Genomic DNA, 26074 nt, shown 5'->3' on the forward strand with positions numbered 1-26074 from the left:
TCGCAATGACTGGGGCCTTCGTTCTCTGAGCGGACGACGAGACTCGAACTCGCGACATCCACCTTGGCAAGGTGGTGCTCTACCAACTGAGCTACGTCCGCATTCGCCCCGCGCTCTCGTGCGGTGCGGACACCACTATAGCCAACCTTGAGCGCGTGCGATGCGCGCCGCCGCGTGACGGTTCTCGGCACCCAGCTTCGCGGTGGCAGCGGAGAGGTAGTTCCGGACCGTTCCCTGGGTCAGCGAGGCCCGCTCGGCGATCTCCGCTATGGGGGCGCCGTCCTCGGCCAGTTCCAGCAGTTCCGCCTCGCGGGCGGTGAGCGGGGAGTCGCCCGCGCTGATCGCGTCGGCCGCCAATTCCGGGTCCACGTAGCGGCTTCCGCCGTGCACGGTCCGGATGATCTCGGCGAGCCGCTGGGCCGAGACCGTCTTCGGTACGAACCCGCGCACCCCCGCCTCAAGGGCCCGCTTCAGATGCCCGGGCCGGCCGTGACCGGTGACGATCATGGCGCGGCAGTCGGGCAGTTCGGTCCGCAGAGATGTGGCGACCGTCACACCGTCGGCCCCCGGCATCTGGAGATCCAGCACGGCGACGTCGGGCCGGTGGGCGCGGGCCATCGCCAGGGCCTCGGTCCCGGACGCGGCCTCGGCCACGACCTGGAGATCGTCCTCCAGCCCGAGCAGCGCGGCCAGCGCGCCGCGGATCAGGTGCTCGTCGTCGGCGAGCATCACGCGGATCGGCGTCATCGGTCCATCCCTTCGGGTACGAGGCCGGTTCGGCGCCGCCGGACTCCGGCGTCGTGGCCGCCCACCGCCGCGGCGGGGGAGGGGCGCCCCGGTCCCACCCCCTCACCGTTTCCCGGGGGTGTGCCCCCGGTTACGGCGTCCGCCTCCGGCGGTGCCGAGCCCACCGGCACCCGCGCCGTCAGCAGAAACGTTCCGTTCCCCCCGTGCTCGTACGCCAGCGTGCCCCCCAGCACCGCCAGCCGCTCCCGCAGCCCCGCCAGCCCCGAACCGGCGCCGGAGCCACCCGAACCGCCGCTGGAACCCACCCGCACCCCGTCGTTCTCCACCGTCAGCACCGCCCGCCCCTCGCCCCCCTCGACCCACCGCAGCCGCAGCGCGCAGCGCCCCGCGTCCGAGTGCCGGAGCACGTTCGTCGTGGCCTCGCGGACGACCCAGGCGAGCGTCGACTGGACCGCCGGCGGCAGGTCGTCGGCGGCCCTGGCGTCGATGCGGCACTCGATGCCGGCGGCGGTCAGGATCCCTCGCGCACCGGCCAGTTCGGTGTGGAGATCGGCCTCGCGGTAGCCGCGGACGACCTCGCGCAGCTCGCGCTGCGACTCCTGCGCGATGCGCTGCACCTCGGCCATCTGGTCCACGGCCGCGTCCGAGCCGCGCCGCGCCAGCTGCACGGCGAGCTCGCTCTTGAGCGCGACCGCCGCCAGGTTCCGGCCGAGCACATCGTGCATGTCGCGCGAGAAGCGCAGCCGCTCCTCCACCACCGCGAGCCGCGCCTGCACCTCACGCGCCCCGTCGACCTCCCACATGATGGAGAGCATCCACCCCGAGACGCGCGCCACCAGCTGGACCCACCCGGCGATGAACAGCGCCCCGAACACCGAGCCCCCCAGCGCCACCGCGAACGGCATGCCCACCAGGACGAACGGCACCGGGACGACGAGCGAGCCCGCCGCGCACAGCGCCCAGTAGACGCGCTTGCGCACGATCAGGCAGAGGGCGCCGAGGGGAGCTATCGCGACCCCCATGACCATGGTGGACACGCCCTGCGCGAGTTCCTTGCTGCCGTGCGTCGAGATCAGAGCGATCAGGCAGAGCGCCGCCGTCAGCAGAACGAAGGAGACCGCCATCCGCGCCCGCAGGACGGTCTCCTTGCCGAGGTAGCGGTCGAGGGCGCGGCGCAGCAGGCCCACACCGGCCATGGCCTGCACGATCGCCACGACGAGCAGGGCCGTTCCCAGGCCCAGCCCCCGCCGGTCGGTGGTGGCCAGGCCCAGCAGCGCCAGGCCCTCGAACACGATGAACAGCCAGGGGCACGCGTACAGCGCCCAGCGCATGTACATGTCGATCTGCCGGATCTTGCTGTGGTCGCGGAACTTCCGTATACGGCTGATCACGCGCCCCACCCCCCTGGTAGTTCCTGGTCGTTCTCGCAGTTCAGCGCCGGGGTTCCCAACGGAACCACCGTCGTACAGCAAACACCGCGAGCGCCGTCCAGACGAGAGCGGCCCCCAGATGACCGAGGGTCCCGGCCGGATCCGCGCCGCCGAGCCAGCCGTCGCGCATCAGCTGGACGACCGGGGTCAGGGGCAGCAGCTCGCAGAACCGCGCGAGCCCGTCCGGCAACCCCTCCAGCGGAAAGAACATCCCCGAGCCGAGCATCGAGACCATCGTCATCGGCATCGCCGCGAGCTGGGCGCTCTCCGGCGTCTTGGCGAAGGCCGTGGACGCGGCGGCCAGCGGCGTCAGCATGGCCAGGCCCAGCAGCACACCCGCCACCAGCAGTTCCGGGCGCGCCGGCAGGCGCATGTGCAGCCATGCCGCGCCCGCCGCCACCAGGATCACGCACTGCGCGACGGCGATCGCCAGCGAGGGCAGCGCCGTGCCCGCGAGGATCTCCGCGTCGCCGGCCTCGCCCGTCCGCAGCCGCTTGAGGACCAGCTCCTCGCGCCGGGCGGTGAAGACGCTCATGAGGTTGTAGTAGACGACGAAGAGCAGGACGTACCCGAAGGCGCCCGTCATCGTCGCCTCCCTCAGGGACATCCCCGTGCCGCTCATGTCGAGGCTCTTGGTCGCCGTGCTCATCGCGTAGACCATGAGCACGGGCATCAGCAGGACGGTGTAGAGCGCCATCCTGTTGCGGCCCAGGAGTGTGAGCTCCGCGCGGCCCAGGGCCAGGGCCCGGCCCGTCATGGTCGTCGCGCCCGCCGGGACCCCCGTACCCCGCGCACCCGCCGTCCGTGCGTCCCTCGCCCGTGCGTTCTTCGCCCGCGCGTCCCTCGTCGTGTCCGTCGCCATCACTCGCCCCTCTCCGACGTCGCGGCCCCGGCGATCGCCAGGAACGCCTCCTCCAGCGAGGCGGTCCGCGCGTCCAGTCCCTCCAGCTCGACGTCCTTTTCCCGGGCCCACAGCAGCAGCCCGGTCAGCGTGCGCTGCAACTCGGCCGTCTGGAGCTCCACCCGGCCGCCGCTCTCCTCGTGCCGGAGCACCCCCAGCGCGTCCAGCGGCGGCAGATCGCCCACGAACCAGCCCGTCGGCATCGCGAAGCGGATGCGCGCCGGATGGGCGCCGATCACCTGGCCCGGTGTGCCGGTGGTCACGATCCGCCCGTCCCGCATGATCGCCAGCCGGTCGGCCAGCGACTCCGCCTCCTCCAGGTAGTGGGTGGTGAGCAGCACCGTCGTGCCCTCCTCGCGCAGCCGCCGCACCAACTCCCAGGTGGTGTGCCGCGCCTCGGGGTCCAGTCCGGTCGTCGGCTCGTCGAGGAAGAGCACCTCGGGCCGTCCCAGCAGGGCCAGCGCCAGGTCGAGCCGCCGGCGTTCGCCGCCGGAGAGCTGTTTGACCCTTACGTCCCGGCGCGGGCCGAGCCCCACGAGCTCCAGGGCCTCCCCGACGGGCCGCGCCCCGGTCGTACAGCCCGCCCACATCCGTACCGTCTCGGCGGCGCTCAGATCGGAGGGGAAGCCGCCCTCCTGGAGCATCACCCCGATCCGGGGCCGCACCAGGCGGCGTTCCGTGTGCGGGTCGTGGCCCAGTACCCGCACCGTTCCCCCGGTCGGCCGGGCCAGGCCCTCCAGCAGTTCGACCGTGGAGGTCTTGCCCGCGCCGTTCGTCCCCAGCAGCGCGAACAACTCCCCGCGCCGCACGGTGAAGGACACGTCCCGCACCGCCTCGAATCCCTTGTCCCCTTGCCCGCCGTACCTACGGCGCAGCTCCGAGACCTCGATCACACCGTCCCCGACATCCATGCCTCCAGACTCCCGGCGAATTCCGCCGAGCCTCAGTGCGGGCTGTCATGACTTCGGATGACGGATGTCATGAGGACGCTTCAGGGGGACGTTTCAGGAAACGCCGAAGGCCCCAGTCGCAATGACTGGGGCCTTCGTTCTCTGAGCGGACGACGAGACTCGAACTCGCGACATCCACCTTGGCAAGGTGGTGCTCTACCAACTGAGCTACGTCCGCATGCCTCCGACCGGCTTTCACCGGGCGGCGCGTGCACCACTCTACCTGATCCACAGCGGTGGTCGGTAAAGCGATGAGAGCGGGTGACAGGAATCGCACACTGCGCCTCCCCCTTGGAAAGGGGGCGCTCTACTACTGAGCTACACCCGCGCGCCCATCCAGACGGTCCACTGATGTGGACCGTTGAACGGTCAGAGCGGGTGACAGGAATCGCACACTGCGCCTCCCTCTTGGAAAGAGGGCGCTCTACTACTGAGCTACACCCGCGCGTCCACCCAGACGATCCACTGATGTGGACCACTGGACGGTCAGAGCGGGTGACAGGAATCGCACACTGCGCCTCCCCCTTGGAAAGGGGGCGCTCTACTACTGAGCTACACCCGCAAGACACACCCCGAAGTTCCGGCCGGTTTCCCGGCGTTGCCCTTCGGCGTTGATCCAGACTCTAGCTGATCACCAGGGGCGGTTGGCAAATCCGATGATCGACGGGCCGCGCACCACCGTGGGCGCGGCCCGTGAGGGCCCCGGGGCGGCCGGCTCAGCCCGCGGCGTTGAACGCCTCGTAGACCTTCTTGGGGATGCGGCCGCGCGGCGGCACCTCCATCCCGTTCGAGCGCGCCCAGGCGCGGACCGCCGCCGGATCGGGTGCCACGGACGTACGGCGGTAGACGCGGCCCGACCGGGACTGCTTGCGCCCGGCGTCCATGTAAGGCTCGAAGATGCCCCGCAGTTTCTTCGCATTGGCAGAGTTCAGGTCGATCTCGTACGACTTGCCGTCGAGTCCGAAGATGACGGTCTCCGCGGCAACCCCGCCGTCGATGTCATCGGAGAGTGTGACCACTACGCGCTGCGCCACGGAAATCGGTCCTTTCGGCCAGTATCACCGCTCTGACCTGCGGTGACGTGTCGGTTCCGGTTGTTCTCAGACCATACTTATTCATGTGTGCGACAAAGGGCAATGCATGACGCGGCCCAGTTAATTCCGTCGCGCCACCCCACCGCAATCGCCATCGGGTGTTCCCCCGGGATTTTTCCCGGAATTTTCCCGAGTGGTCGCCGTCGCGACCGAGCAAAATGCGAAGGATAAGCCCAGCATATCTATGCGCGTAGATTTTCCGGGACTGTACGCTGGCGGTACCGCTTCAGCTCACGCACCACACACCGGGAGTGCCAGTGGCACGCGTCGTAGTCGACGTCATGCTCAAGCCGGAGATCCTCGACCCGCAGGGCCAGGCGGTGCAGCGCGCGCTGCCACGCCTGGGTTTCGAGGGGATCGCCGACGTCCGTCAGGGCAAGCGCTTTGAACTCGAGGTGGAGGGCCCGGTCGACGAGGCCGCCCTCGCCCGTATCCACGAGATGGCGGAAACGTTTCTCGCCAATACCGTGATCGAGGACTTCACCGTGCGGGTCGACTCGTGACCGCACGCGTGGGGGTCGTGACCTTCCCCGGCACCCTCGACGACCGCGACACCCAGCGCGCCGTCCGGATCGCCGGCCTCGAGGCCGTGCCCCTCTGGCACCGCGACAAGGACCTCAAGCAGGTCGACGCCGTGGTCCTGCCCGGCGGCTTCTCCTACGGCGACTATCTGCGGGCGGGCGCCATCTCCCGCTTCTCGCCGGTCATGGAGAGCGTCATCGAGCAGGCGAAGGCCGGTATGCCGGTCCTCGGCATCTGCAACGGCTTCCAGGTGCTCACCGAGACCCACCTGCTGCCCGGCGCGATGCTGCGCAACAACCACCTCCACTTCATCTGCCGCGACCAGAAGCTCCGCGTGGAGAACGCGGACACCGCCTGGACGGCCGACTACGAGGCGGGCCAGGAGATCTCCGTCCCGCTGAAGAACATCGACGGCCGCTATGTGGCCGACGAGCACACCCTCGACGAGCTCGAGGCCGAGGGCCGCGTCGCCTTCCGCTACCTGGACGGCAACCCCAACGGCTCGCTCCGCGACATCGCGGGCATCACCAACGCCGCCGGCAACGTCGTCGGCCTGATGCCCCACCCCGAGCACGCCGTCGAGCCGGGCGTCGGCACCGGCCGTACGGACGGGCTCGGATTCTTCACCTCGATCCTGAAGAAGCTGGTCAGCGCATGACTCTCGACACCGTCAAGCACGCCAACGAGACCCCCGACGTCGACCAGCCCTGGGCCGAACTCGGCCTCAAGCAGGACGAGTACGAGCGCATCCGCACCATCCTCGGCCGCCGTCCCACCGGCGCCGAGCTCGCGATGTACTCGGTGATGTGGTCCGAGCACTGCTCGTACAAGTCCAGCAAGGTCCACCTCCGCCAGTTCGGCGACAAGGCCCCCGAGAACGACGCCCTCCTCGTCGGCATCGGCGAGAACGCCGGCGTCGTCGACGTCGGCCAGGGCTACGCGGTCACCTTCAAGGTCGAGTCGCACAACCACCCCAGCTACATCGAGCCCTACCAGGGCGCGGCCACCGGCGTCGGCGGCATCGTCCGCGACATCCTCGCGATGGGCGCCCGCCCGGTCGCCGTCATGGACCCGCTGCGCTTCGGCGCCGCCGACCACCCCGACACCAAGCGCGTCCTGCCGGGCGTCGTCGCGGGCATCGGCGGCTACGGCAACTGCCTGGGCCTGCCCAACATCGGCGGCGAGGTCGTCTTCGACCCCTGCTACCAGGGCAACCCGCTGGTCAACGCCCTGTGCGTCGGTGTGATGAAGCACGAGGACATCCACCTCGCCAAGGCCTCCGGCGCCGGCAACAAGGTCATCCTCTACGGCGCCCGCACCGGTGGCGACGGCATCGGCGGCGTCTCGGTCCTCGCGTCCGAGACCTTCGACGACTCGAAGCCCACCAAGCGCCCCGCCGTCCAGGTCGGCGACCCCTTCCAGGAGAAGCTCCTCATCGAGTGCACCCTGGAGATCTTCCGCGAGGACCTGGTCGACGGCATCCAGGACCTCGGCGGCGCCGGCCTGTCCTGCGCCACCAGCGAGCTGGCCAGCGCCGGCTCCGGCGGCATGCGCGTCGAGCTGGACCACGTACCGCTGCGCGACGCGACGCTCTCGCCCGAGGAGATCCTCATGAGCGAGTCGCAGGAGCGCATGTGCGCGATCGTCGAGCCCGGCAAGGTCGACCGCTTCCTGGAGATCTGCGAGAAGTGGGACGTCATCGCCACCGTCATCGGTGAGGTCACCGACGGCGAGCGGCTGGAGATCTTCTGGCACGGCGAGCAGATCGTGGACGTCCCGCCGCGCACCGTCGCCCACGAGGGCCCGGTCTACGAGCGCCCGTACGCCCGTCCGGAGTGGCAGGACGCCCTCCAGGCCGACGACGCGAACAAGCTGGCCCGCCCCGGGACCGCCGAGGAGCTGCGCGCGCAGGTCCTGAAGGTGATCTCCTCCCCGAACCAGGCCTCCAAGTCCTGGATCACGGACCAGTACGACCGCTTCGTCCAGGGCAACACGGTCCTCTCCCAGCCCGAGGACTCCGGCATGGTCCGCATCGACGAGGACACCAACCTCGGTGTCGCCGTCGCCACGGACGGCAACGGCCGCTACGCCAAGCTCGACCCGTACACGGGCGCCCAGCTCGCGCTCGCCGAGTCGTACCGCAACGTGGCCGCCACCGGTGCCCGCCCGCTGGCGATCTCCAACTGCCTGAACTTCGGCTCGCCGGAGGACCCGGCCGTCATGTGGCAGTTCGCCGAGGCCACCCGTGGCCTGGCGGACGGCTGCCTGGCCCTGGGCACCCCGGTGACCGGCGGCAATGTCTCGCTCTACAACCAGACGGGCGAGACCGCCATCCACCCGACCCCCGTGGTCGCGGTCCTGGGCGTCATCGACGACGTCGACCGCCGTACGCCGATGGCCTTCGCGGACGAGGGCCACCTGCTCTACCTCCTCGGCGACACCAAGGAGGAGCTGGGCGGTTCGGCCTGGTCCCAGGTGATCCACGACCACCTCGGCGGACTGCCGCCGGCTGTGGACCTGGACCGCGAGAAGCTGCTCGGCGAGATCCTGATCGCCGCCTCCCGCGACGGCATGATCGACGCGGCGCACGACCTCTCCGACGGCGGCCTGATCCAGGCCCTGGTGGAGTCGTGCCTGCGCGGCGGCAAGGGTGCCCGGATCGTCGTTCCGGACGCTGTGGACCCGTTCGTCCTCCTCTTCTCCGAGTCCGCCGGCCGCGCGGTCGTCGCCGTGCCGCGCAGCGAGGAGCTGCGTTTCACCGACATGTGCGGGGCGCGGGGGCTGCCGGCGACGCGGATCGGCGTTGTCGACGGCGAAGAGCTCGACATCCAGGGCGAGTTCGTGATCCCGCTGGCGGAGCTGCGTGCGGCACACGAGGCGACGATTCCCTCGTTGCTCGTGTAACGCTCGTCTGTACGCTCGCTCAACTCCCTTCATCAGTACGGGACGGGCCCGGCCGGTTGTGCCGGTTGGGCCCACCCGAAGCCTGGCCAAGGATTAGGCTCGCGCCATGCCTCCCGCACCGCGCAAGCCCCGTATCCGCAGCTTCGATCCCGCGAAGACGCGGGCCGCCCTCGAAGGGCAGGTCCGTGCCGTACGGGACGTGGTGGCCGTGGTGTGCGCCGAACCGGACGCCGAGGCGCTGCTCGCCGCACCCTCCGGGGTGGGCAAGTGGACGGCCGGGGAGCTGATCACGCATCTCACCGGCGCGTTGGAGCTGTTGCCGGTGCTCGTCGAGGCGCAACGTTCCGGTGAATCCCCGCCCGTACGGGCCGAGATCACCCTGCCGGAGTACGCGGCGGGCAGCGGCGCGCGGGCCGCTTACGTGGTGGAGAGGACCGCCGCAGCTGCCGAGGCGCTCGTCGGCCGGGAGCCCAACTTCCTGGTGCACGCGCTGGATCGGGTCGCCGAGCGGCTGTCCGGCGTGCTCGCCGACCCGGGCTCCGTCGAGGCCGTCCCCACGGGTCTCGGCGCCATGTCGCTGTCCGATTTTGTGGTGACCCGACTGGTGGAAGCCGTGGTGCACGGCGACGATCTCGCGACCGCCACGGGCACCGTCGTACGCCATGACCGGCAGGCCCTCGCGACCGTCACCCGGTTGCTCGCCGACGTGTTGGCGGCCAAGGCCCCCGGCGGCTCCGTGGAGGTCCGTATCCCGCCATTCGCCGTCACTCAGTGCGTCGCGGGTCCCCAACACACGCGCGGGACACCGCCGAACGTCGTCGAGACCGACCCGATCACCTGGATCCGGCTGGCCACAGGCCGTCTGACCTGGGCCGATGCCCTCGACTCCACCGCCGTGACGGCCAGCGGCGAACGCGCGGACCTCTCCGCACAACTTCCTTTGCTCACTTGAGCGGAGCTCACCCGTGGGCGTGGCCGACCGTAGAGATCCGGCCACGAACAGGTGATTCGCTGTACCCGCCGAGTGGCTGTGCGTGGTGTGAGATTTCCCGGCCGTCCCCGGTTCGGATGAACCTCGCCCCTGCCATAGACTCGAGGTGTGCCTCGTGGTGATGGACGACTCAACCACGACCTGCTCCCCGGCGAGAAGGGCCCCCAGGACGCTTGCGGCGTCTTCGGTGTCTGGGCTCCGGGTGAAGAGGTCGCCAAGCTCACCTATTTCGGGTTGTATGCGCTACAGCACCGTGGACAGGAGTCCGCGGGAATCGCTGTGAGCAACGGCTCCCAGATCCTCGTCTTCAAGGACATGGGACTGGTCTCCCAAGTCTTCGACGAAACCTCCCTCGGCTCCCTCCAGGGCCATATCGCGGTCGGTCACGCCCGCTACTCCACCACCGGAGCCTCGGTGTGGGAGAACGCGCAGCCGACCTTCCGGGCGACGGCCAACGGCTCCATCGCCCTGGGCCACAACGGGAACCTGGTCAACACCGCCGAGCTGGCCGAGATGGTCGCCGCGCTCCCGCGCGACAACGGCCGGGCCACCCAGGTGGCGGCGACCAATGACACCGACCTGGTCACGGCCCTGCTTGCCGGGCAGACCGACGACGACGGCAAGCCGCTGACCGTCGAGGAAGCGGCCGCCAAGGTCCTCCCCGACGTCAAGGGCGCCTTCTGCCTCGTCTTCATGGACGAGCACACGCTCTACGCCGCCCGTGACCCGCAGGGCATCCGCCCGCTGGTCCTCGGCCGGCTGGAGCGCGGCTGGGTGGTCGCCTCGGAGACGGCCGCCCTGGACATCTGCGGCGCCACCTTCATCCGCGAGGTCGAGCCCGGCGAGATGATCGCCATCGACGAGAACGGCGTGCGGACCTCCCGCTTCGCCGAGGCCAAGCCGCGCGGCTGCATCTTCGAGTACGTGTACCTGGCCCGCCCGGACACCGAGATCGCCGGCCGCAACGTCTACCTCTCCCGTGTGGAGATGGGGCGTCGCCTCGCCGCCGAGGCCCCCGTCGACGCCGACCTGGTGATAGCGACCCCGGAGTCCGGCACGCCCGCCGCCGTCGGCTACGCCGAGGCCAGCGGCATTCCGTACGGCACGGGCCTGGTCAAGAACGCCTACGTCGGCCGGACCTTCATCCAGCCGAGCCAGACCATCCGCCAGCTGGGCATCCGCCTCAAGCTCAATCCGCTCAAGGAAGTCATCAAGGGCAAGCGCCTGGTGGTCGTCGACGACTCGATCGTCCGCGGCAACACCCAGCGGGCCCTGGTGCGGATGCTGCGCGAGGCCGGCGCCGCCGAGGTCCATGTACGGATCTCGTCCCCGCCGGTGAAGTGGCCCTGCTTCTTCGGCATCGACTTCGCCACCCGCGCGGAGCTGATCGCCAACGGGATGACCGTCGAGGAGATCGGCAAGTCGCTGGGCGCGGACTCCCTCGCCTACATCTCCCTCGACGCGATGGTCGAGGCGACCACGATCGCCAAGCCCAATCTGTGCCGGGCCTGCTTCGACGGTGAGTACCCGATGGCGCTCCCCGACCCCGAGCTGCTGGGCAAGCAGCTGCTGGAGACCGAGCTGGCCGGTGGCTCCGACGCCGCCGACGCGCTCCGTCGCCCGTAACGCTCCGTAGTACAAGACGACACGAAAGTTCACAGCATGTCTGCGACCACCGGTGCCAGCTACGCAAGCGCGGGCGTCGACATCGAAGCCGGCGATCTCGCCGTCGAGCTCATGAAGGAATGGGTGCGGAAGGCCACCCGCCCCGAGGTCGTCGGCGGCCTCGGCGGCTTCGCCGGCCTCTTCGACGCCAGCGCCCTCAAGCGCTACGAGCGCCCGCTGCTCGCCTCGGCGACCGACGGTGTCGGCACCAAGGTCGACATCGCCCGCCGGATGGGCGTCTACGACACCATCGGCCACGACCTCGTCGGCATGGTCGTGGACGACCTGGTCGTCTGCGGCGCCGAGCCGCTGTTCATGACCGACTACATCTGCGTCGGCAAGGTCCACCCCGAGCGCGTCGCCGCCATCGTCAAGGGCATCGCCGAGGGCTGTGTCCTCGCGGGCTGCGCCCTGGTCGGCGGCGAGACCGCCGAACACCCCGGGCTGCTGGGGGCGGACGACTTCGACGTCGCCGGCGCCGGTACGGGCGTGGTGGAGGCGGACCGGCTGCTGGGCGCGGATCGCATCCGCAAGGGTGACGCCGTCATCGCGATGGCCTCGTCGGGACTTCACTCGAACGGGTACTCACTGGTCCGCCATGTGCTCTTCGACCGGGCCGGCTGGAAGCTGGACCGGGAGGTGCCGGAGTTCGGCCGGACGCTCGGCGAGGAGCTCCTGGAGCCCACGAAGATCTACTCGCTGGACTGTCTCGCCCTCACCCGTACGGCGGAAGTCCACGCCTTCTCGCACATCACCGGCGGCGGCCTCGCCAACAACCTGGCCCGGGTGATCCCGGACCACCTCCACGCGACCGTGGACCGCTCCACCTGGACGCCGGACCCTGTCTTCGGCCTGGTGGGCGAGCTGGGCGGGGTGGCGCGCCCCGAGCTGGAGAAGACGCTCAACATGGGCGTCGGCATGATCGCGGTCGTCCCGCAGGAGTCCGTGGACGTGGCTCTGGCGACCTTCGCCGACCGCGACGTGGACGCGTGGGTGTGCGGCGAGATCGAGGACCGTGGCGACCACGCGGAGCCGGTGGCCCTGACGGGTGACTACGCGGGCTGACGACCGAGCCGTGTGTGCCCACCCGTGCCGCCCTGGCGGCACGGGTGGGCACACACGGCCCGCACCCGCCGGACGGCATCAGGACAGCGCAGAACCCGGTCCGGGGCGAAGCCCCGAACCGGGTCACTGAAAAGCTATGACTACCGCGTCAAGTGCGACGCCGATACACCGACGGGTCGGACGAGTGCTCGTCCTCTTCCTCGTCGTTGTAACGCGCCGCGTACTGAGCGTACGGGTCGTCCTCCAGCTCGTCGTCCTCAACAAGCGGCTCGCTCTCCGGCGGCTGCTTGATCGACGGCTGCGTTGCGCCCAGCTCATTGGCCAGACGTGAGAGGTCGGTCCCGCCGCTGTTGTACTTCAGCTGGCGGGCGACCTTTGTCTGCTTGGCCTTGGCCCGGCCGCGCCCCATGGCTCGACCCCCTCATTGACGGGGCTCGACGGCCCCAGAGTCTTGACACGCGTTCACGTTCATGAGTCAGAGCGGACCCCTGTAGGAGGTGTCCGGCCTGTAGAGCTTCAACGGTACCTGCTTCCGCGGCCATACGGTACGTCGCCCGCATGACGTGCCACGGAGCCGGACCCGGAAGAGGCCCAGTACGCGCTGGTCAGCTGTGATTTTAACGTGTCCCGAGCGCCGACCCGCCGAGGGGTGGTGAGAGATCTCTCCTTCCGCCGCCTTCCGGTCACTCTTCTGTGGGGATCCCTGTGGAGATCGCCGTGCGGGCACCGGTCGCCCGCCCGGGCGGAAGATCACCCGGGCGGGTCAGTCGGGACACGGAGGGTCACCGCGCGGGGGAGGGGACCGTGCTCACCGCCTCCCGGGCCGCCTCGGCCCTGGCCTCCGCCATGCGCTGCTCGGCGAGCCGGTCCGCCGCGACGGCCGGCGGAACGCCGTCCGCTCGCGCGCGGTCGAATATGGCCAAAGTCGTGTCGTAAATCTTGGTCGCCTTGGCCTTCGCCCGGTCGAAATCAAAGCCGAGGAGTTCATCGGCGACCTGGATCACTCCACCGGCGTTCACCACATAGTCCGGCGCGTAGAGCACGCCCCGGTCGGCGAGGTCCTTCTCGACCCCCGGGTGGGCGAGCTGGTTGTTGGCCGCGCCGCAGACCACGGAGGCGGTGAGGACGGCCACGGTCTCGTCGTCCAGCGCGCCGCCGAGGGCGCAGGGGGCATAGACGTCGAGCGGCGCGCGGACCAGCGCGGCGGCGTCGCCCACGGCCGTGACCTGGGGGTGACGGGCCAGGATCCGCTCGGTCGCGGCGGCCCGGACGTCCGTGATCACGACCTCCGCGCCGTCCTGGACCAGATGCTCCACCAGGTGGTGGCCGACCTTGCCGACGCCGGCGACGCCCACCCGGCGCCCGCGCAGCGTCGGCTCGCCCCACTTCGTTCTCGCGGCGGCCCGCATGCCCTGGAAGACGCCGAAGGCGGTGAGCACGGAGGAGTCGCCGGCGCCGCCCTGCTCGGGCGAGCGGCCCGTGGTCCAGCGGTTCGTCCGGGCGACCACGTCCATGTCCTGTACATACGTGCCGACGTCGCATGCGGTGACATAGCGGCCGCCCAGCGAGGCCACGAAGCGTCCGTACGCAAGCAGCAGCTGCTCGGACTTGATCAGATCGGGATCGCCGATGATCACAGCCTTTCCGCCGCCGTGGTCGAGCCCCGCCAGGGCGTTCTTGTACGACATGCCGCGGGAGAGGTTCAGCGCGTCCCGTACCGCGTCCTCGTCGGACTCGTACGGGTGGAATCGGGTCCCGCCCAGGGCCGGGCCCAGGGCCGTGGAATGGAGGGCGATCACGGCCTTGAGGCCGCTCTCGGCGTCCTGGCAGAGCACGACCTGTTCATGGCCGCCCTGGTCGGAACGGAAGAGGGTGCGCAGTACGCCGTCGTCGGCGCCGCTGGTGGGACGTACGTCGGTCACGGTGGTGACTCCCATATGCCGCGGAGGTCGCCCTCGCTGGGGTGGTGGAGGGCCGGTTGGGCACGAGGGTAGGGCCTGGCGGCCCGGCCGGCCGGGCTCGTGCCGAGGATCACTCTCCCGGGCTCCGGTGCCATGGGACGATTTGGACGGTATGGGGTGAGGCACCCGCAACTCCCCGCGGGTGACCTACGGCTTGAGGGAGCGAGCGTGGGCGTGGCGTCGTCGGTGACCGTGCCGTACGCGGCCTATCTGCGGGTCTACGAGCCGCTGGCCGCGTTCCCGGAACCGGAGCGGTCCCACTGGCTGCGGTACGCGCGCCGGGAGAGCCTCCCCGGGGCCCAGGACGAACTGCGCCGCTCGCTGGCGGATTTGCTGCCCACCCCGCCCGTCCCCGTCCCGGTGCACGAGAGCGGCGACGCCTTCGTGGCGGTCGTGGACGGCGTGGTGTGCGTCTGCCCCTGGCGGACCCGGCTGCGGGGCTGGCTGGCGCTGCGGGAGCTGGCGGAGCGGTTTCCCGCGCCCGTGCTGGACGCGGCGCTGCCGCCCGTGGTGCGGCACCAGGCCGCCGCGGACCACGAGCGCTGGGCGGCCCGCAACCCGGACGCCCGGCCGTGGATCAGGACGGCGACGTGGCAGGTGCCGCTGCGCTGGTTCGTGCTCTTCTCGGACGACGAGCGCGAGTACGGCAAATCCGTGCCGGAGGGCCCGGAGGGCCGGGAGGGTGGCGGGGGACTGCTGCTGCGCTACCGGACGCCGATGGTCCAGGCGCGTCGGCGGGTGGCCCGTGGATTGCGTACGCTCCGGGACGCGATGCAGGAGGGGCCGCTGGTCGACGGGCTCGTGGAGGTCGGGCGGTGGCTGGAAGAGTTCCATCCGCGGTCCCTGGTGGAGCTGGACTACGGCGGACTTGTGCATATGGTTCCCGAGGCACAGCTGGCCGAGGACCGCTCGGCCGCCGACACGGCGGACGGGCTGGCCGCGCTGCGGGCGGGAGACGCGGCGCGGGCCGGTGCGGCGTACGAGCGGCTGACGGAGCGTTGGAGGGCGGTCCGCGACCGGCAGTTCGCCAGCTGACCGCCCGGCACCGTCGGCCGGCCGGTGCCGCGATCAGGACCTAGGTCCCGATCCGGGCCATTGCGGCAACCGTGACCTAACGCACTTACGTTAGGTCTTGCGCCCATCGCCCATCCCCATGGCAAAATAGGACAAGGAGTCTGGGAAGGGTTCCTTCCGCCCAAGTAAGGGCGGATAGTTCGGTATTGCACTCCTTGGCGGATCTGGTGACCCCTGATCTGTTTGATCCCGCTGTGACTGATCGTCACGGCGGGGTGACTGTCCGCTATGGCATGGTCCATCGGGTTCCGTCGAGGTTGAACACCTGAGAGGGCAATTCCATCGGTTTGGCCGACGCGGCTGGACAGATGGTGTAGTTGTAGTGCCGAGGACAAGCCGTTCGTCCTATAACCGACTCGGCCCGCGTCCGCCATTTCGGGCAACGCGGGTCAAGGTGCAGAATTTAGAGGAAAGAACCGACGTGATGGTTCGGTTCTCCCGAGGAGGCCGCTCATGACCGCTCGCACCCCTGATGCCGAGCCGCTGCTGACCCCGGCTGAGGTTGCCACGATGTTCCGCGTGGACCCGAAGACGGTCACCCGCTGGGCCAAGGCTGGCAAGCTCACGTCCATCCGCACGCTCGGAGGACACCGCCGTTACCGCGAAGCGGAGGTCCGTGCCCTGCTGGCGGGCATTCCGCAGCAGCGCAGCGAGGCCTGAACAGCTGAACAACTGAATGACAGGGTGATTTCCGGGGCCCCCAACCCGGCTCTCGCCCAGCTGAAGCTCCACAGACGGTAAACGACGGACGCCTGCCCCAACAGGTGTCCCGCCCACCGACTTGGGCCGGCCGTCGATCGCGCTGGACTCCGCCGAGTCCAGCGCGATCTTTTTTATGCGCCGGTATCCCCGCGCGGGCGCTTCCGGTGTGCCCGTACCCGGGTCCATCGGACGCGCCGGCGGAAGACCGGAAGGTCGGTGCAATTGCACATATTAAATTGACCCGGTGCAGGGAGGGGGTGAGTTCCCCTGTCATGGAAATACTTTCAGTGACTCCCGTCACATCGCGGCATGCTTGTCCCCCATCGCGCCGCTGGGGTAAAGGACTTGCCGCTCGCGGTCACTCTGCGGAGCCACTGCCCGGCGGCGTCCGTGCCACCCCCCGTCACCGCCGCAGGAGTCGCCGTACGTCACCGGGGGAGGGGGCCGCCCTCCCGTGGCGCCTCCTGGTCGCTCCCGGCCTCCTGGGCGAGCCGCAGGAGCCGGTGACAGACCGGGCAGTGTCTCGTCAGGTGGCGATAGCCCGCCGCGGCGGAGAGATGGGCGCGCAGCAGCGCCCTGGTCTCGTGCCGGCTGCGCTCGGTCGTCGTCATAGGGCGCGGCACCTCCCACTGACTGGGGTACCCCTGGCACGTGTCGCAGTCAAGGTCGAAAGCACCGAGGCCCGGATCCGGGGGTCCGGATCCGGGCCTTCAAGTCGGTGGGCTCCCGGGGCACTTGCTCCCGGGCCGCACAAACAGCGGAGCCCGCATCCCTGAGGGATGCGGGCTCCGACTCTACTGCGGTCCTGACGGGATTTGAACCCGCGGCCTCCACCTTGACAGGGTGGCGAGCACTCCAAACTGCTCCACAGGACCTTGTTTGCTTTCCCGCTGTCGCGTTCTTGCGAGACAGACTCTACAGCAGGTCAGGGGGTGCGGTCGAACCACCGCCCCGTGACGGCGCCCACACCTCCGGGGCGCCGTCCGCGGGCGTCCCGCTACGGGGCCAGCTTGTCGATCGCCTTGACGATCCGCTTGTCCGAGACCGGGTAGGCCGTGCCCAGCGCGTGGGCGAAGTAGCTCACCCGGAGCTCCTCGATCATCCAGCGGATCTCCCGGGCCTCCTGGGGCACGGGGCGGCCCTTGGGGAATTGCTCCAGCAGCCACGCGTACTCGTCGCGCATCTCCTGGACCTTCGCCAGCCGGGCCCGGTCCCGCTCGGCGTTGGTGGGCAGCTGGGTCAGCCGGCGGTCGACGGCCACCAGATAGCGCAGCAGGTCCGGCAGGCGGCGGACGCCGTGCGCCGTGACGAAGCCCGGCTTGATCAGCTCCGCCAGCTGCTGCTTGACGTCCGCCAGCGACGTCAGCAGCACCGGGCTCGTCGTGGCCTTCAGCCGGCGCTCGCACGCCTGCCAGGCGGCCAGCACCTCCTGCGTCCGGCGGATCGTGTCCAGTGTCGCGTCGACGATGTCGGCCCGGACGGCGTCGAAGAGCTTGCGGAAGGACTCCTCGTCCCACACGGGCCCGCCGTGGGCCGCCATCAGCTTGTCCGCGGAGCCCGCGACGCAGTCCTCGAAGAGCGCCTGGATCGAGCCGTGCGGATTCCGCGAGAGGGCGAGCTTCTGCTGATTGCCGAGCTTGTCCTGGGCGAACTTGGCCGGGTTCGACGGCAGGTTCAGCAGGATCAGCCGGCGGACGCCCGCCCACATCGCCTCGCGCTGCTCGGGCTCGGTGTCGAAGAGCCGCACGGCCACCGAGGACCCCTCGTCGACCAGCGCCGGGAACGCCTTCACCGGCTGGCCCGCGCGACGCGTCTCGAAGGTGCGCGGCAGCGTCCCGACCGTCCACGACGTCAGCCCCGAACGCTGCTCGGGACGGGCGGTGCCGCCGGAGGCTCCATCCGTCTTCTCCGCGGCCTGCTCGAAGGCCTTGGTGATCGCGGCCTGCGTCTTCGGCTTGAGCCGCAGCCGCAGGGCCTCCAGGTCCTTGTCCTCGGCGATCTTGCGCTTGCGCTCGTCGACCACCCGGAAAGTGATCTTCAGATGGTCGGGGACCTTGGCGAGGTCGAAGTCCTCCGCCTCCATCCGCACCGCCGTCATCCGGTGCAGCCCGTGCGCCAGCGCGGTCGTCAGCGGCTCCTGGAGCGGCACCGCGGCCGACCCGGAAAAGCCGTCCAGGAAGCGCCGGGCGAAGTTCGGCGCGGGCACGCAATTGCGGCGGATCGGCTTGGGCAGCGACCGGATCAGCTCCGTGACCAGGTCCTCCCGCAGTCCCGGGATCTGCCAGTCGAAGCCCTCGGCGGAGACCTGGTTGAGCACCTGGAGCGGGACATGGACGGTCACACCGTCCGCGTCCGCGCCCGGCTCGAACTGGTACGTCACCTTGAACTTCAGCCGGCCCTGCCGCCAGGAGTCCGGATAGTCGTCCTTGGTGACGGCCTCCGCGTTCTCGTTGATGAGCATGGAGTGCTCGAAATTGAGCAACTCCGGCTCGTCACGCCGCTTGTGCTTCCACCAGGAATCGAAATGCGCCCCGGAGACCACGTGTTCCGGCAGCCGCTGGTCATAGAAGTCGAACAGTGTCTCGTCGTCCACGAGAATGTCACGCCGCCGGGCGCGGTGCTCCAGCTCCTCGACCTCGCCCAGCAGTTTGCGGTTGTCGTGGAAGAACTGATGGTGCGTCCGCCAGTCGCCCTCGACGAGCGCGTTGCGGATGAACAGCTCACGGCTGATCTCCGGGTCGATCCGCCCGTAATTCACCTTCCGCTGCGCCACGATCGGCACGCCGTAGAGCGTCACCCGCTCGTACGCCATCACCGCCGCCTGCTTCTGCTCCCAGTGCGGCTCGCTGTATGTGCGCTTCACCAGGTGCTGGGCGAGCGGCTCGACCCATTCCGGCTCGATCCGCGCGTTGACGCGCGCCCACAGCCGGGAGGTCTCCACCAGCTCCGCCGACATCACCCAGCGCGGCGGCTTCTTGAAGAGCGCCGAACCCGGGAACACCGCGAACTTGGCGTTGCGGGCACCGACGAATTCATTGTTCTTCTCGGTGTCCTTCAGGCCGATGTGCGACAGCAGGCCGGACAGCAGCGACTGGTGCACCCGCTCCGCCGGCGCGTCCTCCTCGGCCAGGTGGATGCCCATCGCCTTCGCGACCGTGCGCAGCTGGTAGTAGATGTCCTGCCACTCACGTATGCGCAGATAGTTCAGGTACTCCGACTTGCACATCCGACGGAAGGCCGAGGACGACAGCTCCCGCTGCTGCTCGCGGATGTACCGCCACAGGTTCAGGAAGGCGAGGAAGTCGCTGGTCTCGTCCTTGAAGCGGGCGTGCTGCTGATCGGCCTGCGCCTGCTTCTCCGACGGCCGCTCGCGCGGGTCCTGGATCGACAGCGCGGCCGCGATCACCATCACCTCGCGGGCACAGCCGTTGCGGTCGGCCTCCAGCACCATGCGGGCCAGCCGCGGGTCCACCGGCAGCTGGGAGAGCTTCCGCCCCAGCGGTGTGAGCCGCTTCTTCGGCTCCTTCTGCTGCGGGTCGATCGCCCCCAGCTCCTGGAGCAGATCGACACCGTCCTTGACGTTCCGGCGGTCCGGCGCGTCGATGAAAGGAAACTTCTCGATGTCGCCGAGGCCCGCCGCCGTCATCTGGAGGATGACCGACGCCAGGTTCGTCCGGAGGATCTCCGCGTCCGTGAACTCCGGCCGCGCGAGGAAATCGTCCTCCGAGTACAGCCGGATGCAGATGCCGTCGCTCGTACGGCCGCAGCGGCCCTTGCGCTGATTGGCGCTGGCCTGCGAGACCGGCTCGATCGGCAGCCGCTGGACCTTGGTGCGGTGGCTGTAGCGGGAGATCCGGGCGAAGCCCGGGTCGATGACGTACTTGATGCCGGGAACGGTCAGGGACGTCTCGGCGACGTTCGTGGCGAGGACGACCCGGCGGCCGGTGTGCCGCTGGAAGACCCGGTGCTGCTCGGCATGGGAGAGCCGCGCGTAGAGCGGCAGCACCTCGGTGAACTTGAACTTTCTCTTCTCCAGGGCGTCCGCCGTGTCGCGGATCTCCCGCTCGCCGGAGAGGAAGACCAGGATGTCGCCCTCCCCCTCCCGCTGGAGCTCGTCGACGGCGTCGCAGATCGCGGTGATCTGGTCACGGTCGGCGTCGGAGGACTCCTCCTCCAGCAGCGGCCGGTAGCGGACCTCCACGGGATACGTACGGCCCGAGACCTCGACGATCGGCGCGTCGCCGAAATGGCGGGAGAAGCGCTCGGGGTCGATGGTGGCGGAGGTGATCACGACCTTGAGGTCGGGGCGCCGGGGGAGCAGCTGGGCGAGATAGCCGAGGAGGAAGTCGATGTTGAGGCTGCGCTCGTGCGCCTCGTCGATGATGATCGTGTCGTACTGGCGCAGCTCGCGGTCCGTCTGGATCTCGGCGAGCAGGATGCCGTCGGTCATCAGCTTGACCATGGTGGTCTCGCCCACCTGGTCGGTGAAGCGGACCTTCCAGCCGACGGCCTCGCCCAGCGGCGTCCGCAGCTCCTCGGCCACGCGCTCGGCGACCGTACGGGCGGCGATCCGGCGGGGCTGGGTGTGCCCGATCAGGCCCTTGATGCCGCGGCCGAGCTCCATGCAGATCTTGGGGATCTGGGTGGTCTTGCCGGAGCCGGTCTCACCCGCCACGATCACGACCTGGTGGTCGCGTATCGCCTCGAGGATCGCGTCCTTCTTCTGGCTGACGGGCAGCTGCTCCGGATAGTCGACGGCCGGCATGGCGGCCCGGCGGTTCGCGACGCGCAGCTCTGCCGCCTCGACCTCCGCCGCGATCTCGGCCAGGACGGCCGTACGGGCCTCGGGCTTGCGGACGCGACGGGCCCCGTCGAGCCGTCGCCCCAGCCGCTGCGCATCGCGCAGCGTGAGCTCGGGCAGGCGGGCGGCGAGGTCGGCGAATGCGGCGGGGGCGGCAGGCTGCGTAGACATACGGGATCCAGGATCGCACCACGCGCCGCGAAGCGGCGAACGCATTTAGGGGCGGCCGGGGACGACGGGGCCAGGTGGGGCAAAGGTGCCCGGAAAACACCGAGGCCCCCATCTTTCGATGGGGGCCTCACTGTGGCTGGGGCCGGGGTCGAACCGGCGACCTTCCGCTTTTCAGGCGGACGCTCGTACCAACTGAGCTACCCAGCCATGCGATCACCGAGATGATCGCAAGCGGTCCTGACGGGATTTGAACCCGCGGCCTCCACCTTGACAGGGTGGCGAGCACTCCAAACTGCTCCACAGGACCATGCTATGTGCGAGCACTAGTCTCGCACACGGTACAGCGTGCCCCCAACGGGATTCGAACCCGTGCTACCGCCTTGAAAGGGCGGCGTCCTGGGCCACTAGACGATGAGGGCTGATGGCCCACCTGGGCGCTTTGTCGGCGCCTCGGGGACGTGAGAAGCATATGGGATGCAGGGACCGATCGCCAAAACGGTTTGCCGGAGGCGTCCCGGGACCCCCCTCCGGAGGCCCTCGTGCCGGACAATGGCGGCGTGCTGGAGATGACGCGCGAGGAGTTCGAGGAACTGGTCGCCGAGGGTCTGGACCGGATCCCGCCGGAGCTGACGCGGCTGATGGACAACGTCGCCGTGTTCGTCGAGGACGAGCCCCCGGCCGGGCACCCGGATCTGCTGGGGCTCTACGAGGGCACGCCGCTCACCGAGCGCGGCGAGTGGTACGCCGGGGTGCTGCCGGACCGGATCACGGTCTACCGGGGGCCGACGCTGCGGATGTGCGCCACGCGGGACGAGGTCGTGGCCGAGGTCGAGGTGACGGTCGTTCATGAAGTGGCGCACCACTTCGGGATCGACGACGAGCGTCTCCACGCGCTGGGCTACGGGTGAGGCCACGGACGGGGCCACGGGTGAGGCTACGGATGATCGAGGGCTGATCGCCGGGCGCCGCGCGTGTCCTGCGCGGGGCGGGGCCAGTTGGGCAGGGCGCTCGTCCCCCTGTACCCGAAGGCGGTCCCCTTCATGCGCGCAACGTCAGCGCACGCGACAGCGTTCACCCGTTTCGCGGCCGCGGCTGCCCTGGCCCTGACCCTGGGCGGGTGCGTGAGCGGGTGCATGAGCGTGAGCGACCCGGGCCGTCCGGCGCCGTCGGGGACGGGTGGGCAGCGCGAGACCGGGACCCAGCCGGACGGCGGTCTGCGGCCCCCGGCGGGCCGCCTCGGCCACGCGGACGGAAAGTCGGTGAAGGGCGGCGCGAGCGGCAGCCCCTCGGCCAAGGATGCGCACCCCTCCGCCTCCGCGTCGGCCTCGGCCGCCCCGGGGGCCTCCCCGTCGGCGTCCCGGCAGCCGGGCAGGCCGGGGGACCACCCCAAGCCGCCGAGCGGCCCCAACCAGGGCAGCTCCCCGGCACAGGGCAAGCCCCCCGTGCCCACCCAGCCCGCCACGCAGCCCGCGCCCACCCAGGCCCCGCCCACGCAGCCGCCCGCCACCCAGCCGCCCTCCACGGCCGCTCCCCAGCCGGGGCCCTCGTAGCCCGGGGCCCTTACGTCGTAGGGTGCGGAGGGGTACTGTGGCGCAGGCCATGTGCCCGCCGCTTGCGCTGCCCGGTGGAGGGTGCGTATGGTGGTAGATCGTTTGATCCCATTTGCCCGGCGCCTCACAGAAGCGCGCCGTGTGGCGCGTTCCTTACCTTGCCGTGGCTGACCGCATCGAGGCGGTCATTTGTGAAGCCGACACGGAGCTTGGGCGCGTGCCGAAACTCCGGAAGGTTTCGCATTTCGCATGTCCATTTCCACTGACACCACCACCATGCCCGAGGCCGTCGAGCCCGCCGAGATCGTCGAGATCGCGGACACGGCCGTCGACACCGCTGAGGTCGTCGAGGCCGCCGAGCCCGCCGAGCCCCAGATCACCTTCGGTGACCTGGGCCTGGACGACGCGATCGTCCGCAAGCTGGCCCAGAACGGCGTCACCACGCCCTTCCCGATCCAGGCCGCGACCATCCCGGACGCCCTGGCCGGCAAGGACATCCTCGGCCGTGGCCGTACCGGCTCCGGCAAGACCCTCTCCTTCGGTCTGCCGCTGCTGTCGACCCTGGCGGGTGGCCACACCGAGAAGAAGCGCCCCCGCGGCCTGATCCTCACCCCGACCCGTGAGCTGGCGATGCAGGTCGCCGACGCCCTCCAGCCGTACGGCGACGTGCTCGGCCTGAAGATGAAGGTCGTCTGCGGCGGTACGTCCATGGGCAACCAGATCTACGCCCTGGAGCGCGGCGTCGACATCCTCGTCGCCACCCCGGGCCGCCTGCGCGACATCCTCAACCGCGGTGCCGCCCAGCTCGACAAGGTCCAGGTCGCCGTCCTCGACGAGGCCGACCAGATGGCCGACATGGGCTTCCTGCCCGAGGTCACCGAGATCCTCGACCAGGTGCCGGCCGGCGGCCAGCGCCTGCTGTTCTCCGCCACGCTGGAGAACGAGATCGACACCCTCGTCAAGCGCTACCTGGTCAACCCGGTGACGCACGAGGTCGACGCCGCCCAGGGCGCCGTCACCACCATGACCCACCACGTCCTCGTCGTGAAGCCGAAGGACAAGGCGCCGGTCACGGCCGCCATCGCCGCCCGCAAGGGCCGCACCATCATCTTCGTCCGCACCCAGATGGGCGCCGACCGCGTCGCCGAGCAGCTGCTCGACTCCGGTGTCCGCGCGGACGCGCTGCACGGCGGCATGACCCAGGGCGCCCGTACCCGCGTCCTGGAGGACTTCAAGGGCGGCCGTGTGAACGTCCTGGTCGCCACCGACGTGGCCGCCCGAGGCATCCACGTCGACGGCATCGACCTGGTCCTCAACGTCGACCCCGCCGGTGACCACAAGGACTACCTGCACCGCTCGGGCCGTACCGCCCGCGCCGGCCAGTCCGGCACGGTCGTCTCCCTGGCCCTGCCGCACCAGCGCAAGCAGATCTTCCGCCTGATGGAGGACGCGGGCGTCGACGCCTCGCGCCACATCGTCGGCGGTGCCGGCGTCTTCGACGAGGACGTCGCCAAGATCACCGGCGCCCGTTCCCTCACCGAGGTCCAGGCCGACTCCGTGGCCAACGCCGCCAAGCAGGCCGAGCGCGAGCTCCAGGACCTGACCCGCCAGCTCGAGCGCGCCCAGCGCCGTGCGACGGAGCTCCGCGAGGAGGCCGACCGCCTGGTGGCCCGTGCCGCCCGTGAGCGCGGCGAGGACCCGGAGGCCGCGGTCGCCGCTGCCGCCGAGGAGCTCAAGGCCGAGGCCGAGGCCGCCGCCAAGGCGGAGGAGGCCGCCGCCATCCCGGCGCAGAACGCCTCCGAGCGCCGCGACGAGCGGGGCAACTTCGAGCGCCGTGGCGGTGGCTTCCGCCGCGACGACCGTGACGAGCGCGGTGGCGACCGTGGCGGCTTCCGCCGCGACGACCGTCGTGACGGTGACCGTGGCGGCTTCCGCCGTGACGACCGCCCGTCGTTCCGTCGTGACGACCGTCGTGACGGTGAGCGCGGTGGCGACCGTGGTGGCTTCCGTCGTGACGACCGCCCGTCGTTCCGTCGTGACGACCGTGACGAGCGCGGTGGCGACCGTGGCGGCTTCCGCCGCGACGACCGTCGTGACGGTGACCGTGGTGGCTTCCGTCGTGACGACCGCCCGTCGTTCCGTCGTGACGACCGTGACGAGCGCGGTGGCGACCGTGGCGGCTTCCGCCGCGACGACCGTCGCGATGGCGACCGCGGTGGTGACCGTGGCGGCGACCGTGGTGGCTTCCGCCGTGACGACCGCCCGTCGTTCCGTCGTGACGACCGTCCCTCCGGTGGCGGCTACCGTTCCGCCGGCGGCGACCGCCCGTTCAACCGCGACCGTCGTGACGACCGTCCCTCCAGCGGCTTCCGCTCCGGCGGCGGCGACCGCCCCCACGGCCGTCGTGACGACCACCGTGGCGCCGGCTCCTTCGACCGCCGCGCCGAGAAGCCGCGCTGGAAGCGCAACGGCTGATCGAGCGATCGATCCAACGGCTGTTCTCCACAGCTGAACTGAGGGCCCGTACGGCATTCACGCCGTACGGGCCCTCGGCCGTCCGGAGCCGTTTCCGGACATCCGCGCGACGTCCGGGGCCATAACGACTCGGGCATCCACGGTCGGCCGGGCTATGCTGCGGTGTGCGGGCCGTTAGCTCAATTGGCAGAGCAGTGGACTTTTAATCCATTGGTTGTGGGTTCGAGTCCCACACGGCCTACCGCCGAGGCCCAGGTCAGAGTGCATCTGATCTGGGCCCCGAGGCGTTTCCGGAGCTTTGAAGATCATTAGCTCGGCCGATGCTCGGCCGAAATGCTGACGATCACGGAGTGGCTGTGTGCCTCCGGCGAGCAGGCAGCGAACGTCGCCGGGCCGGGCTCCGGTCAACCGTGAGCGGCATTGTGATGCGAATCACTCGCCTGTGGCCGAGCGTAGCGCGACGGGTGTCGCGGGTGCAGGTCGATGGCGCGATGGCTATTTGGCCTCGCCGGTGCTTCAGGCGTTCCTCACCCGCCTCCGGACCCTGATCGGGGACCGCAACGGCGTGCTCCTGCGGACCCTCGTCGCCGACCTCCACAACGCCGGCGTCCCGGCCGGGTGGGGAGTGCCCGAAGCACGGGCGCTGTGCACCGCCCTGGGGGTGCCCGTGAAGGGGGCCATCAAGGTGGCCGGGGACACCTCTGTCGGGGTCCACCGGACCGCCCTCCCAACGGGGTCGCCCCCTGTCCCCTTCCTTCTGCCATGGAAGGCGACGAAGCGGGTAGTTCCGAAGGTAGCCCAGCACTGACCAGCGATAACTACCTGGCAACTACCACAGAGCCGGAGCCGACTACCGGCATAGCTACCTCGATCGGCCGACTCTTCGGGCGCTGACCCGAGGCCGTTCCTTAGCCGAAGACGAACAGATGCGCCCCGTTCCTGGGCTTCCGGGAGCGAGGCGCATCTGCGTTTCTGATCTCCTGCGAGGAGCCAGCTTGGCAGGGGCCGCACCAGTGCGGATCCTTCTCCGGATCACTGGCGGCATAAGGGCGGGGTGCCGCCTACTCTGTC

The 26074-nt window shown here is 70.1% G+C and carries 20 protein-coding genes and 10 tRNA genes; 12 read left to right on the top strand and 18 right to left on the bottom strand.

The genetic code is table 11. The features are described from left to right. Positions 1-28: 28 nt before the first annotated feature. The 10 genes from RM609_RS20595 to RM609_RS20640 form a co-directional block, all read right to left on the bottom strand. A tRNA-Gly gene (locus RM609_RS20595) sits at positions 29-101 on the bottom strand. 34 nt (positions 102-135) lie between these two features. Continuing rightward, complete coding sequence (locus RM609_RS20600; protein ID WP_311612884.1) at positions 136-747, bottom strand: response regulator transcription factor; 612 nt, start codon at positions 745-747, stop codon at positions 136-138. Then, positions 744-2138, bottom strand: a complete 1395-nt coding sequence (locus RM609_RS20605; RefSeq protein ID WP_311612886.1) for a sensor histidine kinase — start codon at positions 2136-2138, stop codon at positions 744-746. Before RM609_RS20605 ends, RM609_RS20600 begins: the two co-directional genes overlap by 4 nt. Before the next feature lie 40 nt (positions 2139-2178). Then, positions 2179-3039: an ABC transporter permease gene (locus tag RM609_RS20610; protein WP_311612888.1), complete on the bottom strand. Its 861-nt coding sequence runs from the start codon at positions 3037-3039 to the stop codon at positions 2179-2181. Further along, complete coding sequence (locus RM609_RS20615; protein WP_311612890.1) at positions 3039-3989, bottom strand: ABC transporter ATP-binding protein; 951 nt, start codon at positions 3987-3989, stop codon at positions 3039-3041. Before RM609_RS20615 ends, RM609_RS20610 begins: the two co-directional genes overlap by 1 nt. 144 nt (positions 3990-4133) lie before the next feature. Beyond that, positions 4134-4206, bottom strand: a tRNA-Gly gene (locus RM609_RS20620). Between the two features lie 78 nt (positions 4207-4284). Then, positions 4285-4356 (bottom strand) — tRNA-Gly (locus tag RM609_RS20625). Positions 4357-4401: 45 nt separating this feature from the next. Continuing rightward, a tRNA-Gly gene (locus RM609_RS20630) sits at positions 4402-4473 on the bottom strand. A 45-nt stretch (positions 4474-4518) separates the two neighbouring features. Continuing rightward, positions 4519-4590 (bottom strand) — tRNA-Gly (locus tag RM609_RS20635). A 154-nt stretch (positions 4591-4744) separates the two neighbouring features. Then, a complete protein-coding gene (locus RM609_RS20640) occupies positions 4745-5062 on the bottom strand; it encodes a histone-like nucleoid-structuring protein Lsr2 (RefSeq protein WP_311612892.1) in 318 nt (105 codons plus the stop codon). A 317-nt stretch (positions 5063-5379) separates the two neighbouring features. Here RM609_RS20640 and purS point away from each other — a divergent pair, with 317 nt between their 5' ends. From purS to purM, 6 genes are all read left to right on the top strand, one after another. After that, positions 5380-5625: a phosphoribosylformylglycinamidine synthase subunit PurS gene (gene purS, locus RM609_RS20645; RefSeq protein WP_042151546.1), complete on the top strand. Its 246-nt coding sequence runs from the start codon at positions 5380-5382 to the stop codon at positions 5623-5625. Continuing rightward, positions 5622-6302 carry a phosphoribosylformylglycinamidine synthase subunit PurQ gene (gene purQ, locus RM609_RS20650; RefSeq protein WP_311612895.1) on the top strand — a complete coding sequence of 227 codons (681 nt, stop codon included), beginning with the start codon at positions 5622-5624 and terminating at the stop codon, positions 6300-6302. Before purS ends, purQ begins: the two co-directional genes overlap by 4 nt. After that, positions 6299-8548, top strand: a complete 2250-nt coding sequence (purL, locus tag RM609_RS20655) for a phosphoribosylformylglycinamidine synthase subunit PurL (RefSeq protein ID WP_311612897.1) — start codon at positions 6299-6301, stop codon at positions 8546-8548. The genes purQ and purL overlap by 4 nt, the downstream gene beginning before the upstream one ends. Before the next feature lie 106 nt (positions 8549-8654). Next, positions 8655-9500, top strand: a complete 846-nt coding sequence (locus tag RM609_RS20660; RefSeq protein WP_311612899.1) for a sterol carrier family protein — start codon at positions 8655-8657, stop codon at positions 9498-9500. Positions 9501-9647: 147 nt separating this feature from the next. Next, positions 9648-11165, top strand: coding sequence for an amidophosphoribosyltransferase (gene purF, locus RM609_RS20665; protein WP_311612901.1), 1518 nt, complete (start codon positions 9648-9650; stop codon positions 11163-11165). A gap of 36 nt (positions 11166-11201) precedes the next feature. After that, complete coding sequence (gene purM / locus RM609_RS20670) at positions 11202-12269, top strand: phosphoribosylformylglycinamidine cyclo-ligase (RefSeq protein ID WP_311612904.1); 1068 nt, start codon at positions 11202-11204, stop codon at positions 12267-12269. A gap of 148 nt (positions 12270-12417) precedes the next feature. Here purM and RM609_RS20675 read toward each other — a convergent pair whose 3' ends face one another. Both RM609_RS20675 and RM609_RS20680 read right to left on the bottom strand, forming a co-directional pair. Beyond that, a complete protein-coding gene (locus tag RM609_RS20675; protein WP_311612906.1) occupies positions 12418-12678 on the bottom strand; it encodes a DUF3073 domain-containing protein in 261 nt (86 codons plus the stop codon). Positions 12679-13051: 373 nt separating this feature from the next. Next, positions 13052-14206, bottom strand: coding sequence for a Leu/Phe/Val dehydrogenase (locus RM609_RS20680; RefSeq protein WP_311612908.1), 1155 nt, complete (start codon positions 14204-14206; stop codon positions 13052-13054). Between the two features lie 192 nt (positions 14207-14398). Here RM609_RS20680 and RM609_RS20685 point away from each other — a divergent pair, with 192 nt between their 5' ends. Together RM609_RS20685 and bldC are read left to right on the top strand one after the other, a co-directional pair. Then, positions 14399-15265, top strand: coding sequence for a DUF8083 family protein (locus RM609_RS20685; RefSeq protein ID WP_311612910.1), 867 nt, complete (start codon positions 14399-14401; stop codon positions 15263-15265). A gap of 492 nt (positions 15266-15757) precedes the next feature. Next, positions 15758-15964, top strand: coding sequence for a developmental transcriptional regulator BldC (gene bldC / locus RM609_RS20690; protein ID WP_003949541.1), 207 nt, complete (start codon positions 15758-15760; stop codon positions 15962-15964). 470 nt (positions 15965-16434) lie between these two features. Here the strand turns inward: bldC and RM609_RS20695 are convergent, their stop codons facing one another. The 6 genes from RM609_RS20695 to RM609_RS20720 form a co-directional block, all read right to left on the bottom strand. Continuing rightward, positions 16435-16617: a DUF6274 family protein gene (locus tag RM609_RS20695; protein WP_311612912.1), complete on the bottom strand. Its 183-nt coding sequence runs from the start codon at positions 16615-16617 to the stop codon at positions 16435-16437. Between the two features lie 189 nt (positions 16618-16806). Further along, positions 16807-16881: transfer RNA gene (locus tag RM609_RS20700), tRNA-Asp, on the bottom strand. 122 nt (positions 16882-17003) lie between these two features. Next, entirely contained in the window at positions 17004-20978 is a 3975-nt protein-coding gene (gene hrpA / locus RM609_RS20705) for an ATP-dependent RNA helicase HrpA (protein ID WP_311612914.1), read from the bottom strand. Between the two features lie 133 nt (positions 20979-21111). Then, positions 21112-21185 (bottom strand) — tRNA-Phe (locus RM609_RS20710). Between the two features lie 25 nt (positions 21186-21210). Then, a tRNA-Asp gene (locus tag RM609_RS20715) sits at positions 21211-21285 on the bottom strand. Between the two features lie 39 nt (positions 21286-21324). Beyond that, positions 21325-21397: transfer RNA gene (locus RM609_RS20720), tRNA-Glu, on the bottom strand. A 138-nt stretch (positions 21398-21535) separates the two neighbouring features. On the opposite strand from RM609_RS20720, the gene RM609_RS20725 reads away from it, so the two are divergent. From RM609_RS20725 to RM609_RS20740, 4 genes are all read left to right on the top strand, one after another. Then, on the top strand, positions 21536-21886 hold the full coding sequence (locus tag RM609_RS20725) for a metallopeptidase family protein (protein ID WP_311613014.1): 351 nt from the start codon (positions 21536-21538) through the stop codon (positions 21884-21886). Positions 21887-22018: 132 nt separating this feature from the next. After that, positions 22019-22528: a hypothetical protein gene (locus RM609_RS20730; protein ID WP_311612916.1), complete on the top strand. Its 510-nt coding sequence runs from the start codon at positions 22019-22021 to the stop codon at positions 22526-22528. A gap of 249 nt (positions 22529-22777) precedes the next feature. Next, positions 22778-25003 (top strand): DEAD/DEAH box helicase, encoded by a 2226-nt coding sequence (locus RM609_RS20735; protein WP_311612918.1) that lies wholly within the window; start codon positions 22778-22780, stop codon positions 25001-25003. A gap of 168 nt (positions 25004-25171) precedes the next feature. Then, a tRNA-Lys gene (locus tag RM609_RS20740) sits at positions 25172-25244 on the top strand. Positions 25245-26074: the final 830 nt, after the last annotated feature.

The sequence above is a fragment of the Streptomyces hesseae genome (assembly GCF_031845785.1).
GTDB lineage: Bacteria > Actinomycetota > Actinomycetes > Streptomycetales > Streptomycetaceae > Streptomyces > Streptomyces hesseae.